A 14,112-nucleotide genomic window follows, 5' to 3' on the forward strand; every position below is an offset into this window, starting at 1 on the left:
ACCGCTACCAACCGCAAGCCTTCAGAAACCGCCCCACCGTGCCGGCCATGCCATACTCCAACGCATCGGCTGTCAACCCGTGTCCGATAGACACTTCGGCCAATGCCGGAATGCGCTTTGCCAATGCCGGAAGGTTGTTCACCACCAGATCGTGCCCGGCATTGACCTGGAGCCCGGCGGCGAGTGCGGCATCCGCGGTTTTTCCCAATCTTTCCAGCTCCTTCCGCGCCTTGGCGGAATCGGAATGATAGCTGCCGTAGGGCCCGGTATAGAGCTCGATGCGGTCGGCGCCGGTGTCGCGCGCGGCATTGACGCCGGTGGGATCCGGATCGGAAAACAGCGACACGCGGAAGCCCCCTTTTTTCAGACGCTTGACGATCGGGATAAGGAACGCCGCCTCGGCGGCAAAGTTCCAGCCATGGTCCGATGTCGCCTGCGCCGGATCGTCGGGCACCAGCGTCACCTGCTCCGGCTGGTGTCTTTCCACAAGCGCCAGAAAATCCTCGGTCGGGTAGCCCTCGATGTTGAATTCCGCCTTGGGAAACTCGTCGTCGATCAGCGCCCGGATCTCCGGCAGGTCGGAATGCCTGGTGTGGCGCTCGTCGGGCCGCGGATGAACCGTCAGCCCGTGCGCGCCGGCCGCCAGCGCCAGGCGGCCGAGCCCGGTGACGCTCGGCCACGGCAGGTCGCGGCGGTTGCGCAGCATGGCGATGGCGTTGAGATTGACCGAGAGTTTCGCGGGCATGGCGTGAGGTCCGGCTGTTTGTGCAGCGCATCTATACTGCCTTTGATGGGAACAGACAGGGGCTTTCGGGTGTTCCAGTGATGACATCTGCTCGCAAGGGGGAACCCAGCCAATGAATTTTCTCCAATCCGTGCCCGCGATCCGCCGCCTCGAAACCGACCGTGAGGACCTTTTCGCCATCGACGTCGTCGGCCATGTATCGGCAGCCGACGGCGAAAATCTGTTCGGATTGCTGGAGGCTGCCTACGCGCTGCACCCGAGGATCGACGTCTTGGTGCGGCTGGTCGACCATGAGGGCGTCGACTGGATCGATATGGACGACGAGACGCTGAAACAAGGTACGGTTCATGCGCTAGAGCATATCGCCCGGTGCGCGACGATCGGTGAGCCGGACTGGATAGCGGATGCGCGGAACTTCCTTCCGGCTTCGCCACCCATCGAGTTCAGGCACTTCGCGGCCGAGGACGAAGCGGATGCCTGGCAATGGCTGGGTGCGACGCCACTCAGCCCTGCTGCGCCGGCTGCTACCTGACGCCGGCTATCTAACGCCAGCTATCCAACGCCAGTTATCTAACAATCGTCAGCCGCTCTGCCGCCCGCGTGATGGCGGTATAAAGCCAGCGCTGGCGGGTTTCCTTGAACGCCCAGCTCTCGTCGAACAGCACGACGTCGTTCCACTGCGAACCCTGCGCCTTGTGCACGGTCAGCGCGTAGCCATAGTCGAAATCGTCAAAGCGCTTCTTCTGCTGCCAGGGGATATCGGCGTCCGGATCCTCGAAAGCCGACTTGAGCAGCTTGATCTTGGCGACGCCGCGGTCGGGATCGTCCTCCTCGGGCGAGACCAGAAGGTTGATACCCGGCTTCACCGTCTCGCGCGACGAGGTCATCACCTTCCACAGCGAACCGTTGAGCAGGCCCTTGGCGGGGTCGTTGCGCAGGCAGACCAGCTTGTCGCCGGCCTGCGGATAATCGGCATTGAAACCCTTCAGCTCGCGCAGGCGCTGATTGTAGCGGCGGCGTGTGCGGTTGGTGCCGACCAACACCTGGTCCGCCTTCAGCACCAGCTCCTGGGTGACGTCCTCCTTGCCGATGACCTGCGCGGTGCCGTAGTCGCCACGCATGAACTCGCGGCCCTCGCGCACGTCGAGCGCCAGCTGGATGATCGGATTGTCGCGCGCCTGGCGGTGGATTTCGGTCAAGAGCACATCCGGCTCATGCTCGGTGAAAAAGCCGCCGCCCGAGATCGGCGGCAGCTGCGCCGGATCGCCAAGCACCAGGATCGGCGTGCCAAAACTCAGAAGGTCGCGGCCAAGCTGCTCGTCGACCATCGAGCATTCGTCGATGACCACCAGCTTCGCCCGTGAAATAGGGCTTTGGCGATTGAGCGAGAAGGTCGGCGACATCGAGGTCTTGCCGGTCACCTCGTCCGACACCGATTCCTCGCCCTTCGGCCGGTAGATCAACGAATGGATGGTGCGGGCATTGACCGCGCCCTTGGAACGCAGCACCTGCGCCGCCTTGCCGGTGAAGGCGGCGAACTGCACCTGCCCGTCGACATGCTCGGCAAAATAGCGCGCCAGCGTGGTCTTGCCGGTGCCGGCATAGCCGAACAGCCGGAAGACCTGTGGCCGGCCCTCTTTCAGCCAGCGCGCCACCGCCTTCAACGCCTCATCCTGTTGGGGAGAGAATTCCATCGATTCGACAGACCGGATTCGCGAGAGAAAGACAAGCTTGGTGCCAACCACCGCTTAAAACGATGGGATTGCCTCACCTTCAACGGGACAAACTAGCAGGCGCAAATGCGAACGTAAAGTGAACATGCAAGCGGATAACGAACGATTTGAATTCAGGCATTTGAACCTAGATCGGGCAATGCCACTATCACGGACATGATCGAGATGCAGATCGGCGCAGACACCTATAAGCGAGGATATTGATGAGGTCGTTCGCAGACAGGCTGATCGGAAAGTCGATAAAGAAGATCGAAACGGCGAACCTGGTTATGGCATCGTTGTCTCCTTGTCGGATGACGCAGGGTTCGCGATATATACCGAGGTCACGGCCTGTCTGAGTGACGAAAATGCCAGAACCATAGAACGTGTTACCATCAGCGACGAGCAAGTGATCCTCCACTTGGGTGACAACGACTTCGTCGCCATTTCCAAAAACCGTGGCCGCTTCGCCGTCGTTGAGGCGTTTGTCTATGGGGACGACGAAGGCATGGTCGTCGAAAATTAGTTGCATCGGCCGCCAGATTTCAAACACCAACCACAGGCGGACTATATGTTCGCGCCGCCGCCGCTACCTCTGGTCGGCCCGGGATCGTTCTCCAACAAAATCGGCTTGCCGTGCGGGGTTGCATGCGCGGCGCGTTCCCAGGCGGCGGCGAGCGTGTCGACATCGTTTTTGCCGGCGACGCCCTTGGCCGCCAGCAGCGTTTCCAGCGCTGCCAGCCAGTGCTCGTAATAGTCGTGGCCGTCGCTTGCGGCGCCCGGCTTCTTCACTTGCGCCGACAGCGCATCGGCCCATTCGCTCCACGAAAACAAGCCCTTGTCATGCAGCGCCACCGTCATGGCGAAGGCTTCGGCCTGCCAGGGTTCGGCGAATACCGGTTCGTCCAGACCCGCCGGCAATGCACCTTCAGGCCGGCTCAAGATAGCTCTCCCAGGCATCGATCGAGACGGTCAGCGTCGAGTCGGCGCCCTCGCCCCAGATTTCCAAGCCATCGAAGACCACGGTATAGACCCATTGCGGGTTTTCACCGTTGTCATGCGCGTTGCTGTCGGGGAACACAAAACCGTCACGCACGGCCTCGATAACTCCGTGCTTGCCGCGCGCATAACGCGGTAGCCTTGTGTGGCCGGTGGGATTGAAATTCCTTGTCCGCACCGGGTCGCCGGCCTTGAAGCGCGGCGCCGTCTCGACCGGCCGGTCGCAGGGACTGCCCTTGGCCAGTACCGCCGGCACGTTTTCGGCCTTCAACACCCTTTTGGGCGTCGCCGCCGGATCGACCGCCTTACCCTCCGTCAGATCGCGCTCGCTGACGAAGCCATGGCGCTTCAGCAGCACCTCGAGCGCTTTGATCCAGATCTGGTAGTAGCTCGAGGAATAATAGACGGCCGGATGCAGCGATTCCCTGGCGTGCCGGCTCTCGTCGATGTTCCACGCGCCCATGGCGCCGGCAGTCAGCGTGACGCCGAGCGCCCGCCTCTCCCAATCCGCATGAAAATACGGTTCGTCCTTTTCGGGCGCGACCGGCCCGAAACCCATCTGCCCACCGAGATCCTGCGGCCCGTTCATGCCGGTACCTTCTTTGTCCCGGGTTCTTTGGCCACCGCCGTGCCGATCATCGCATCGCGGCTGACCAGTTCGGCGAGTTGGTCCTCACTCCAGCCTTCGGTACCGTCAGGCCGCATCGGCACCACGAGATAGCGCAGTTCGGCAGTCGAATCCCAGACGCGGATGTTTTTCTCCGCCGGCAAGGTCAGCCCGAACTCCTCCAGCACGCCGCGCGGATCGATCACGGCGCGCGAGCGATAGGGCGGCGCCTTGTACCAGACCGGCGGCAGGCCGAGCACCGACCACGGATAGCAGGAGCACAGCGTGCAGACGACGAGGTTGTGCGTCTCGTCCGTGTTGAACACCGCCTGCATGTGCTCGCCCTGGCGGCCGGTGTAGCCCAGCGAGGTGATCGCCGCAGTCGCGTCGCGCTTCAGCCACTCGGCAAAGGCCGGATCGCTCCAGGCTTTCGCCACCACCCTGGCGCCGTTGCGCGGTCCGATCTTGGTCTCATAGGTGTCGACGATGACGTCGATTGCGGCCGGATCGATCAGGCCTTTTTCGGTGAGGATGGTCTCCAGCGCGCGCACGCGCGCCGCAAACGGGTCGAGCTCATTGTCGTGGTCATGATCATGGGACATGATCTCAGATTAGGATCGGCGGCCCATGGCCGCAAGCATGACAGCTTGGGCCACGGGCTATCCCCTATTCGGCGGCGGCCTTCTGGGGTTCGATGAGCCGGTCCTCGGGGCCGAACAGCGACGCCTGCTCGCCGCTCTCGACCGCATGCAGCGCCGGCCTGTTCTTTTTCCAAGAGAAGAAGCTCACCAGCCAGCCGGAGAAATTCTCGAAATAGACATAGATGACAGGGGTGACGAACAGCGTCAGCGCCTGCGACGCCAGGAGACCGCCAACCACCGCGACACCGAGCGGCTGGCGCAGCTCAGCACTGGCGCCGGTGCCGAGCGCGATCGGGAACGTGCCCATCAGCGCCGCCAACGTCGTCATCATGATCGGCCTGAAACGCATCAGGCACGCCTTGTGTATGGACTCCTTGGCCGACATGCCTTCTCGTCGCAGCTCCAGCGCGACGTCGACCATCATGATGCCGTTCTTCTTGACGATGCCGATCAGCATCAGGATGCCGATCACCGCGATCACCGACAGGTCCATGCCGGCAAAGCGCAGCGCGACCACGGCGCCCAGCACCGCCGAAGGCAGGCCGGTCAGAATGGTCAGCGGATGGATGAAGCTCTCATAGAGGATGCCGAGTACGATATAAATGGTCAGAATGGCGCCGCCGATCAGCAGGCCCTGATTGGCCAGCGAGTCCTGGAAGGTCTTGGCGGTGCCGGCAAAGCTGGTCGAAATCGCCGGCGGCATGCCGATCTGCTCCTTCAGCGCGGCGATGCGGGCCGTGCTGTCGCCCAGCGCCACGCCTTGCGGCAGGTTGTAGGAGATGGTCACCGCGGGCAGCTGGCCGAGCTGGTTGACCGTCAGCGCGCCGGCGGTGCGGTCGACGCGGGCAAAGGCGCCGAGCGGCACCAGGCTGCCGCTTGCCGTCCTGACCTGGATGGCCAGCATGCGCTCGGGCGACCATTCGATGTTGGGATCGAGCTCCATGATGACTTCGTAGCTGTCGGCCGAGCCGAAGATCGTCGAGACCTGCTCCGTGCCGAAGCCGCCATAGAGACTGGAGCGCAGCGTGTCGGTGTCGATGCCGAGCGACGCCGCCTTGTCGCGATCGACCACCAGCGTCGCCTGCAATGAATTGTTCTGCAGATCGCTGGTGACGTCGGTGAAATTCGCATGATCGGCCGCCATCGCATCGTTGAGCTTTTGCGCCCATGTGTCGGTCAGGCCGGTATCGAGGCCCTGAACGACGAGCTGGTAGGCGCTGGCGGAAGAACGCGCGCCAAGCCGCAGGTTCTGCACCGGCTGCATATAGGCATCGATCCCCGGCACGACGGCCAGCTGCCGCCGCAGATCCGACAGCACCTTATCGATGTCGGGGCGCTGGCTCTTGTCCTTCAGCTGCACATAGAGCTGGCCCTGGTTCAGCGCATTGTTGCCGCCGCCGGCTGACCAGGCCACATGCGAGACATAGGGCGAACGCGAGAAGACACTTGCCGCCTGGTTCTGCAGCTTGACCATGGCGTCGTAGGAGATGTCCTGCCTGGCGATCGTCGTCACCGAGATCTGGCCGATATCCTCTTGCGGGAAAAAGCCTTTCGGCGAGACCTCGATCAGCCAGACCGACCCTGCCGCCGTGCCGACGAAGACGAGGAACACCAGAAAAGTGTGGCGCAGGCAGAAGGTCAAAAGCCGGTCATAGCCGCGGGTGACGATATCGTGCTTGTGGCCGGGGGCATGCTTGTCGCGATCGGCCTTGGTCACCGACAGCAAGCGCGAACACAGCATCGGCGTCAGTGTCAGCGACACGAACATCGAAGCCAGGATGGCGACCGTCACCACGACGGCGAATTCGTTGAAGATGCGGCCTATGACGCCGCCCATCAAAAGCACGGGGATGAACACCGCCACCAGCGAGATCGAGATCGAGATGATGGTGAAGCCGATCTCGCGCGCGCCTTTCAGCGAGGCATCGAAGGCCGAGAGACCGTCCTCCTCCATGTGGCGAAAGATGTTTTCCAGCATGACGATGGCGTCGTCGACGACGAGGCCGACTGCGAGCGTCAGGCCCATCAGCGAGATGTTGTCGATGGAAAAGCCGAACAGGAACATGGCGCCGAGCGTCGCGATCAGCGAAATCGGCACCGCCACGGCCGGAATGATGGTTGCGGTCACCCGGCGCAGGAAGACGAAGATCACCATCACCACCAAAGCGATGGTCAGAAGCAGCGTGAACTGGACGTCGTCGACGGCCTGGCGGATCGAGGTCGAACGGTCGTTGAGCAGCTTGATGTCGGCGGCGGCCGGCATTTGGTCCTTGAACGACGGCAGCATCGCCTTGACCTTGTCGACGACGTCGACCGTGTTGGCGTCGGGCTGGCGCTGCACCGCCAGGATGATGGCGCGCGTGCCGTCATACCAGCTTGCAGTCGTCGTGGTCTCGACCGAGTCGATGACGCGCGTCACCTCGCCCAGCCGCACCGGATGGCCGTTCTTGGTGGCGATGATGAGGTTGGAGAACCCGGCGGCATCGGTGAGCTGCGTATTGGCCGTGATGGTCAGCTGCTGCTTGTCGTTCTGCAAGACGCCGAGCGGCGTGTTGGAGTTGGCCGACGCGATTGCCGTCTGCAGCTGGTCGATCGAAATGCCGCGCGCCGCCAGCGCCGTCGGGTCGATCTGCACGCGCACCGCATATTTCTGCTGGCCGAAGATCGACACCTGCGCCACGCCGTCGATGGTCGACAGCGAGGGCGAGATGACGTTTTCGGCGAAGGCGTCGAGGTCGGTGAGCGGAACCGTGTCGCTGACCAGCGACATCAGAAGGATCGGCGCGTCGGCCGGATTGACCTTGCGATAGCTCGGCGGCGCTGTCATCTCGGGCGGCAGTTGCCGCTGCGTGCGTGCGATCGCCGCCTGCACGTCGGCGGCCGCCGCGTCGATATCCCGGTTGAGCACGAACTGGATGGCAATGGACGTGCGTCCCAGCGAATTGCTGGTCGAGATGGAATCGATGCCGGCAATGGTGGCGAACTGCTTGATCAGCGGCGTCGCCACCGAAGTGGCCATGGTTTCGGGTGACGCGCCGGCCAGGTTGGCCGAGACATTGACGACCGGGAATTCGGCGCTCGGCAGCGCCGCCACCGGCAGGAACTTGTAGGCAAACAGCCCGCCCAGCACGAGGGCGAACGACATCAGCAGCGTCGCGACGGGCCTTCTTATGCAGAATTCTGAGATCATTGGGCAGCTCCGCCGGCTTTGTCGGCTTCCGCCACCTTAGGCGCTGCCTGACGGCCGGCAGTTGCCTTGCCTTCATGCACGCTGGCGCCGTCCTTCAGCCTGGTTTGGCCCTCGACGACAACCTTCTCGCCCGACTTGACGCCCTCGCTGATGGCGCTGTTTTCGCCTTCGGTCAGCGCCACCTGCACCGGCCGCATCTCGACCGTGTTGTCCGGCTTGACGGCATAGACGAACGGCCCCTTCTGGCTGGGCTGGATCGCGACCGTCGGGATGGATGTCATCTGCGGCATGATGCCGGCGTCGAGCACGACATTCACATACTGGCCGGGCCACAGTGAAAGATCGGCATTGGGAATGCTCGCCCGTGTCGCGATCGTACCGGACGCGGTGTCGACGCTGGAATCGACGAAGTCGAGCGTGCCCTTGCCGATCGGCATCGGATCGCCATCCTTGGTCAGCGTCACCGCGCCTTGCTGCGGGTTGGCCAGCGCCTTGTGCAGCAGCGCCAGGTTGCTCTCCGGCAGGTTGAAGTTGACTTGCAGCGGATCCATCTCGGTGATCGTCACCAGCGGCGTGGCCGTGCTCGAGTTGCCGTTGCTCAAGGTAACCAGGTCACCGACCGAAACGTTGACCGCGCCCAGCCGGCCGGCAATCGGCGCCTTGATGCTGGCAAAGCCGAGCTGGACATTGTCGGCGTCGATCGTCGCCTTGTCGGCATCGACCGTCGCCGCGGCAGCCTTTTGCGCCGCCACCGCCTGGTCGTAGGTCTGCTGCGTGCCGGCCTGCTTGGCGACGAGATCCTTGGCGCGCTGGAGGTCGGAGCCCGAACTGGTTAGCAGCGCCTGGTCCTTGGCGAGCGTCGCCTGATCCTTGGCAAGCTGCGCCTTGAGCGCCCTGTCGTCGAGCGAGAACAGCAGGTCGCCGGCCTTCACCATCTGGCCGTCCTTGACGTCGATCGATACGATCTGGCTGGACACGCGGGCGTTGATGTTGACCACGGCCGGCGAAGACACGAAGCCGATGGCGTAACGGCGGATCGGAAAATCGGCCATTGTCGCGGTGGCCGAGACGATCGAGGCCGAACGGGCGGCATTACCGCCGGCGCCGGATTTGCCCCCAGCCTTGTCGGCCGAAGCCTTGTCCGATCCAGCCGGCTTGTCCGTTGCTGCCGCCTGCCTGGCGCCCGGCAGCATCTGCCGCAGACTGCTCATTGCCGCCGGCGAAAAATAGACCCATGCCGCGGCGACACAGGCCGCTGCCACCACCACCGCCAGAACGACTTTTCCGCGCATCGACTGAAAGCCCTATGATCCGACACGCCGAACCCGGTGGTCTCATTCTACCCAATCACGGCGTCTTGCCGCGATCTCGCCGAAGTAGATAGGACGCACATTTGTCGGAAAAGGGCCAAAACACGGCATTACGAAGATTTAATGTGCACTGCACAATGACTATGCAGCCGGCTCAGCAGTCGGAAAACCAGCCAGGATGCGGTTGAGATCTCAGGCGGGATGCGTCTACTTCAGCATCGGCCAGAGCGTCGCCCCCAAGAGCACACCCATGGCGATGTTGAACCATTTCAGCCTCACCGGATCCGACAGGAACCCGCGCAGCGCCGTGCCGAAACCGGCCCACACCGAGACGCTCGGCAGGTTGACGACGGTGAAGGCGATCGCGATCAGCGCCACCGACAGGAACGGGTGGTCCGGATTGGAGTAGACGGCCATGGCGGTGATCGCCATCACCCAGGCTTTCGCATTGACCCACTGGAATGCGGCTGCCTCGATGAACCGCATCGGCCGTGCCTCCGTCTCACCCTTGCTGGACAGCGAGCGCGACATGGCGATCTTCCAGGCGAGATAGAGCAGATAGGCAGCGCCGGCGATCTTCAATCCGGTGTGCAAGGCCGGAAACGCCGTAAGCACCGCGCCCAGGCCAAAGCCGACAGCAAGCAACAGCACCAGGAAACCCATGCTGATGCCCAGCATATGCGGAATGGTTCTGACCAGGCCGAAATTCACGCCCGACGCCAAGAGCATGAGGTTGTTCGGCCCCGGCGTGATCGAGGTCACGAAGGCGTAGACCAAAAGGGCAAGGAAAGCGTCGAGGGTCATGACGGCTCACAAAGGTCAGCAATACTGACTTAAATCGACAGGGCGCTGGACGCAACCTCATTCCATTGGTCCAAAGCGCCCCGCCGCGCGCATGAAGGCCTACATCCCCTGCGGGCCGCGGTTCATCGCCGCCACGCCGGTGCGGCAGATCTCGACCAGGCCGAGCGGCTTCATGATGGCGATGAACTGGTCGAGCTTCGAACCCTTGCCGGTAATCTCGAAGATGAAGTGCTCGGTGTTGGCGTCGATGACCGAAGCGCGAAAAGCGTCCGCCAGACGCAGCGCCTCGACGCGGGCTTCGCCGGTGCCGGCGACCTTGACCAGCGCCAACTCGCGTTCCAGCGGCCGCTCCTGGCCGAACTCGTGCGAGCGCACGGTGAGATCGACGACGCGATGCACCGGTACGATGCGTTCGAGCTGGTGCTTGATCTGCTCCAGCACATGCGGCGTGCCGCGCGTCACGATGGTGATGCGCGACAGGTGCTTCTCGTGTTCGGTCTCGGAGACGGTGAGGCTCTCGATGTTATAACCGCGGCCGGAAAACAGGCCGATGACCCGGGCAAGCACACCGGGCTCATTGTCGACCAGCACGGAGAGCGTGTGGTTCTCCGGCTTTTCCGTTTCCTTGGCGATGAAATAGGCGGAGCCGGTCGGTTGAAGCTGTGCGTTCATGACATGAATCTCGATTTCAGACTTTGAGCTAATTCTCTGTTTGCGCACGGCTTCTCGCGACAGCCCTGCCCCGGCTTGGACCTAGACCAGTTCCCTGCCCTTGGCGTCGATGGCGTTGGCCACGGCTTCGTCGGTCGCCTCGTCGGGCAGGAGCATTTCATTATGCGCCTTGCCCGACGGGATCATCGGGAAGCAGTTGGCGAGCGTCGCCACCCGGCAATCGAACAGCACCGGCTTCTTCACCGCGATCATCTCCTTGATCGCATCGTCCAGCTCGTCCGGCTTCTCGCAGCGAATGCCATGGCCGCCATATGCGTCGGCCAGCTTGACGAAGTCGGGCATCGCTTCGGTGTAGGAATGCGACAGACGGTTGCCGTGCAGCAGCTGCTGCCACTGGCGCACCATGCCCATATACTGGTTGTTGAGGATGAAGATCTTGATCGGCGCATTGTGCTGCACCGCCGCGCTCATCTCCTGCATCGTCATCTGCACCGAGGCATCGCCTGCGATGTCGATGACCAGCGCATCCGGGTGCGCGATCTGCACGCCGAGCGCAGCCGGCAGACCGTAGCCCATCGTGCCCAACCCGCCCGACGTCATCCAGCGGTTCGGCTTCTCGAAATGATAGTGCTGCGCCGCCCACATCTGGTGCTGGCCGACCTCGGTGGTGATGTAGGTGTCCATGTCCTTGGTCAGTTCGTAGAGCCGCTGGATGGCATATTGCGGCATGATCACATCGTGGTTCATCTTGAACGCGAGCGAGTCACGCGCGCGCCATTTGGCGATCTGCTCCCACCAGGGATGGAGCGCCTTCTTGTCGGCCTTGGCGCTCGCCCGCCACAGCCGCACCATGTCCTCCAGCACCCGGCCGACATCGCCGATGATGGGCACTTCCGTGTGCACGTTCTTGTTGATCGACGATGGATCGATGTCGATGTGGATCTTCTTCGAGTTGGGCGAGAAGGCGGTCAGCCGTCCGGTGATGCGGTCGTCGAAGCGCGCGCCGATGCAGATCATCACGTCGCAATCATGCATCGCCATATTGGCTTCATAAGTGCCGTGCATGCCCAGCATGCCCATCCAGTTCTTGCCCGATGCCGGATACGCGCCGAGGCCCATCAGCGTCGAGGTGATCGGGAAGCCGGTGAGGTCGACCAGTTCGCGCAGAAGATGGCTGGCCTCCGGACCGGAGTTGATGACGCCGCCGCCCGAATAGATGATCGGCTTCTTGGCGCTGGCCATCAGTTCGACGGCGGCCTTGATCTTTTCCAGGTCGCCCTGGACCTTCGGCTGGTAGCTGGTGCGCGGCGCCGCCTGCGGCGGCACATAGATGCCTTTGGCGAACTGCACATCCTTCGGAATGTCGACCACCACCGGGCCGGGGCGGCCGGTCGTCGCGACATGGAAGGCCTCATGGATGGTGGCGGCCAATTCGTTGACGTCCTTCACCAGCCAGTTGTGCTTGGTGCAGGGGCGCGTGATGCCGACCGTGTCGCACTCCTGGAACGCGTCGGAGCCGATCAGCGAAGTCGGCACCTGCCCGGTCAGGCAGACCAGCGGGATCGAATCCATCAGCGCATCCTGCAGCGGCGTCACCGCATTGGTGGCGCCCGGGCCGGAGGTCACCAGCATGACGCCGGCCTTGCCGGTCGAGCGGGCATAGCCTTCGGCCGCATGCCCTGCGCCTTGCTCGTGGCGGACGAGGATGTGCTCGACCTCGTCCTGCTGGAAGATTTCGTCATAGATCGGAAGCACCGCGCCGCCGGGATAGCCGAAGACATGCTTGACGCCATTGTCCTTCAGCGCCTGCACCACCATTTCGGCGCCAGTCATTTCCCTGTTTGGCATTTCGCGCCGTTCGTTCTGTCCGTTGCTCATCGGTCTGGTCCCGTACTTCTAGCCATGAGGCGATTGCTGGTCGTTTAGTCGTGTTTCGGGCAATAAAAAAGGCCCCCGATGGGAGCCTGTGTGTTGCGCATGGGAGGTTTTCGCCCGGCGGTTACACCGCCTTGCCCACGCGCTTTCCTACGAGAATGAGTGCCTTTTTCATCGTGGCGGACACTACGAGGGTGAAAGGCAAGGTGTCAACGGGAAAAACGCGCGATGCGAAAGACAAAGCAAGTGGCCCGCCGCCTCTGGTCGGCGGGCCACCGCGGCGCATACGATACCCCTCAATCGCACCGCGCCGGGAACAAGAGCCACTGCCGTGTCACGTCAGGATCAGCACGATCTTGTACGTATCCGGGTCGACGATGACGATGCGCCCGTCGGCCAGCACGAAGTACTCATAGGATTCGTAAGCCGGGACGATCTTGACAATGCGCGCCGGCAGACGGTGCAGGCGCACTTTGTGCCGCGGCACCTCGATGCCGACCGAAATGTCGAAGTCGACGTTCTTCACCGGCTCAACCCTGGTCTCGTGGATGATCTGCGTGACCTGCGTCTTCTGCTCGACTGTCACGTTGTTGATCGAGGCCGTATTGCCCTGGTCGGTCTGGACGTTTGTGTTGCCCTGAGCGTTCTGCTCGGTGGTGGTCCCGGCCTTGCCCTGGGCCTGCTGGTCCGTGCTGGTGCCGGTCTGGCCCTGAGCGTTCTGCTCGGTGCTGGTCCCGGCTTTGCCCTGAGCCTGCTTCTCGGTGCTGGTGCCGGTCTGGCCCTGAGCGTTCTGCTCGGTGCTGGGCCCGGCCTTGCCTTGGGCCTGTTCATCCGTCTTGAGCTTGGCCTTGCCCTGAGCCTGCTTCTCGGTGCTGGTGCCGGTCTGGCCCTGAGCATTCTGCTCGGTGCTGGTCCCGGCCTTGCCCTGGGCCTGTTCATCCGTCTTGAGCTTGGCCTTGCCCTGAGCCTGCTGATCGGTCGTGGCGCCGGCCTGACCCTGAGCATTCTGCTCGGTACTGGTCCCGGCCTTGCCCTGTGCCTGTTCATCCGTCTTGAGCTTGGCTTTGCCCTGAGCCTGCTGATCGGTCGTGGCGCCAGCCTGGCCCTGTGCATTCTGATCGGTCTGTGACTTCATCTTGCCTTGCGCCTGTTCGCCGGCCTTGCCGCCCTTCTGGCAATCGGCCGCGCCAGCGGCGCAGTTGTCGCCGCCGCTCGGCTGCACAGCCTGGGTCTGGGCGATCGCGGCGCCGCACCCGACGCCAAGCGCAATCATGCTCGTGATCAACACATGTTTCATCTGCTTTCTCCTTAAAGAGTCGGTCCCTCAGCCTAGCCAACTCTGTCAAAAATACTTTGTTCCGCATTTTGCGAATAAAATCGGGCTTCTAAGAAGACCAATAAATGTAGGCAGTAGTTTTGCCAACAATCAGCTACAAATTGCATCAAAAAATTAATGCAACGCAAGATTTTTGCTTTTTTCTGAGCTTGTGATCCCATAGCGATGACACCAGCCTCACAAGCTTAGAAGTACTCCCGTCGTCATGACCAGGATGGCTA

13 protein-coding genes are annotated in these 14,112 nt (G+C 62.7%); 1 reads left to right on the forward strand and 12 read right to left on the reverse strand.

The window, feature by feature from the left end:
• Positions 1-4: 4 nt before the first annotated feature.
• On the reverse strand, positions 5-745 hold the full coding sequence (locus tag NLY36_RS04395) for a pyridoxine 5'-phosphate synthase (RefSeq protein WP_023690926.1): 741 nt from the start codon (positions 743-745) through the stop codon (positions 5-7).
• A gap of 112 nt (positions 746-857) precedes the next feature.
• Between NLY36_RS04395 and NLY36_RS04400 the strand changes: the two genes are divergently transcribed.
• A complete protein-coding gene (locus NLY36_RS04400) occupies positions 858-1,277 on the forward strand; it encodes a SpoIIAA family protein (RefSeq protein WP_023682069.1) in 420 nt (139 codons plus the stop codon).
• 34 nt (positions 1,278-1,311) lie between these two features.
• On the opposite strand, the gene NLY36_RS04405 is transcribed toward NLY36_RS04400, so the two are convergent.
• From NLY36_RS04405 to NLY36_RS04455, 11 genes are all read right to left on the reverse strand, one after another.
• Positions 1,312-2,439 (reverse strand): ATP-dependent DNA helicase, encoded by a 1,128-nt coding sequence (locus NLY36_RS04405; protein ID WP_023668361.1) that lies wholly within the window; start codon positions 2,437-2,439, stop codon positions 1,312-1,314.
• Positions 2,440-2,626: 187 nt separating this feature from the next.
• Positions 2,627-2,989 carry a hypothetical protein gene (locus NLY36_RS04410; protein WP_023699024.1) on the reverse strand — a complete coding sequence of 121 codons (363 nt, stop codon included), beginning with the start codon at positions 2,987-2,989 and terminating at the stop codon, positions 2,627-2,629.
• Positions 2,990-3,024: 35 nt separating this feature from the next.
• The gene (locus NLY36_RS04415; protein ID WP_023735937.1) at positions 3,025-3,399 is read right to left on the reverse strand and encodes a nitrile hydratase accessory protein; all 375 of its coding nucleotides are present in this window, start codon (positions 3,397-3,399) and stop codon (positions 3,025-3,027) included.
• Positions 3,386-4,045, reverse strand: coding sequence for a nitrile hydratase subunit beta (gene nthB, locus NLY36_RS04420; protein ID WP_023735938.1), 660 nt, complete (start codon positions 4,043-4,045; stop codon positions 3,386-3,388). Before nthB ends, NLY36_RS04415 begins: the two co-directional genes overlap by 14 nt.
• Positions 4,042-4,665, reverse strand: coding sequence for a nitrile hydratase subunit alpha (gene nthA / locus NLY36_RS04425; protein ID WP_023699027.1), 624 nt, complete (start codon positions 4,663-4,665; stop codon positions 4,042-4,044). Before nthA ends, nthB begins: the two co-directional genes overlap by 4 nt.
• Before the next feature lie 64 nt (positions 4,666-4,729).
• On the reverse strand, positions 4,730-7,894 hold the full coding sequence (locus NLY36_RS04430; protein WP_286461701.1) for an efflux RND transporter permease subunit: 3,165 nt from the start codon (positions 7,892-7,894) through the stop codon (positions 4,730-4,732).
• Positions 7,891-9,186, reverse strand: coding sequence for an efflux RND transporter periplasmic adaptor subunit (locus tag NLY36_RS04435; protein ID WP_023735939.1), 1,296 nt, complete (start codon positions 9,184-9,186; stop codon positions 7,891-7,893). The genes NLY36_RS04430 and NLY36_RS04435 overlap by 4 nt, the downstream gene beginning before the upstream one ends.
• A 225-nt stretch (positions 9,187-9,411) precedes the next feature.
• The gene (locus NLY36_RS04440) at positions 9,412-10,008 is read right to left on the reverse strand and encodes a LysE family translocator (RefSeq protein WP_023735940.1); all 597 of its coding nucleotides are present in this window, start codon (positions 10,006-10,008) and stop codon (positions 9,412-9,414) included.
• A gap of 99 nt (positions 10,009-10,107) precedes the next feature.
• Positions 10,108-10,680 carry an acetolactate synthase small subunit gene (ilvN, locus tag NLY36_RS04445; RefSeq protein ID WP_023668352.1) on the reverse strand — a complete coding sequence of 191 codons (573 nt, stop codon included), beginning with the start codon at positions 10,678-10,680 and terminating at the stop codon, positions 10,108-10,110.
• Between the two features lie 81 nt (positions 10,681-10,761).
• Positions 10,762-12,558: an acetolactate synthase 3 large subunit gene (locus NLY36_RS04450; RefSeq protein WP_023668351.1), complete on the reverse strand. Its 1,797-nt coding sequence runs from the start codon at positions 12,556-12,558 to the stop codon at positions 10,762-10,764.
• A 331-nt stretch (positions 12,559-12,889) separates the two neighbouring features.
• Positions 12,890-13,852 (reverse strand): DUF1236 domain-containing protein, encoded by a 963-nt coding sequence (locus NLY36_RS04455; protein WP_023735941.1) that lies wholly within the window; start codon positions 13,850-13,852, stop codon positions 12,890-12,892.
• Positions 13,853-14,112 lie beyond the last annotated feature (260 nt).

This window comes from Mesorhizobium sp. C399B (genome assembly GCF_030323185.1).
Taxonomy (GTDB): Bacteria; Pseudomonadota; Alphaproteobacteria; order Rhizobiales; family Rhizobiaceae; genus Mesorhizobium.

Excerpts from the sequence above, each read along its gene's own strand:
- NLY36_RS04395 (WP_023690926.1), bottom strand. The coding sequence starts at position 745 with ATGCCCGCGAAACTCTCGGTCAATCTCAACGCCATCGCCATGCTGCGC.
- NLY36_RS04400 (WP_023682069.1), top strand. The coding sequence starts at position 858 with ATGAATTTTCTCCAATCCGTGCCCGCGATCCGCCGCCTCGAAACCGAC.
- NLY36_RS04405 (WP_023668361.1), bottom strand. The coding sequence starts at position 2,439 with ATGGAATTCTCTCCCCAACAGGATGAGGCGTTGAAGGCGGTGGCGCGC.
- NLY36_RS04410 (WP_023699024.1), bottom strand. The coding sequence starts at position 2,989 with ATGCAACTAATTTTCGACGACCATGCCTTCGTCGTCCCCATAGACAAA.
- nthB (WP_023735938.1), bottom strand. The coding sequence starts at position 4,045 with ATGAACGGGCCGCAGGATCTCGGTGGGCAGATGGGTTTCGGGCCGGTC.
- nthA (WP_023699027.1), bottom strand. The coding sequence starts at position 4,665 with ATGTCCCATGATCATGACCACGACAATGAGCTCGACCCGTTTGCGGCG.
- NLY36_RS04430 (WP_286461701.1), bottom strand. The coding sequence starts at position 7,894 with ATGATCTCAGAATTCTGCATAAGAAGGCCCGTCGCGACGCTGCTGATG.
- NLY36_RS04435 (WP_023735939.1), bottom strand. The coding sequence starts at position 9,186 with ATGCGCGGAAAAGTCGTTCTGGCGGTGGTGGTGGCAGCGGCCTGTGTC.
- NLY36_RS04440 (WP_023735940.1), bottom strand. The coding sequence starts at position 10,008 with ATGACCCTCGACGCTTTCCTTGCCCTTTTGGTCTACGCCTTCGTGACC.
- ilvN (WP_023668352.1), bottom strand. The coding sequence starts at position 10,680 with ATGAACGCACAGCTTCAACCGACCGGCTCCGCCTATTTCATCGCCAAG.
- NLY36_RS04450 (WP_023668351.1), bottom strand. The coding sequence starts at position 12,558 with ATGAGCAACGGACAGAACGAACGGCGCGAAATGCCAAACAGGGAAATG.
- NLY36_RS04455 (WP_023735941.1), bottom strand. The coding sequence starts at position 13,852 with ATGAAACATGTGTTGATCACGAGCATGATTGCGCTTGGCGTCGGGTGC.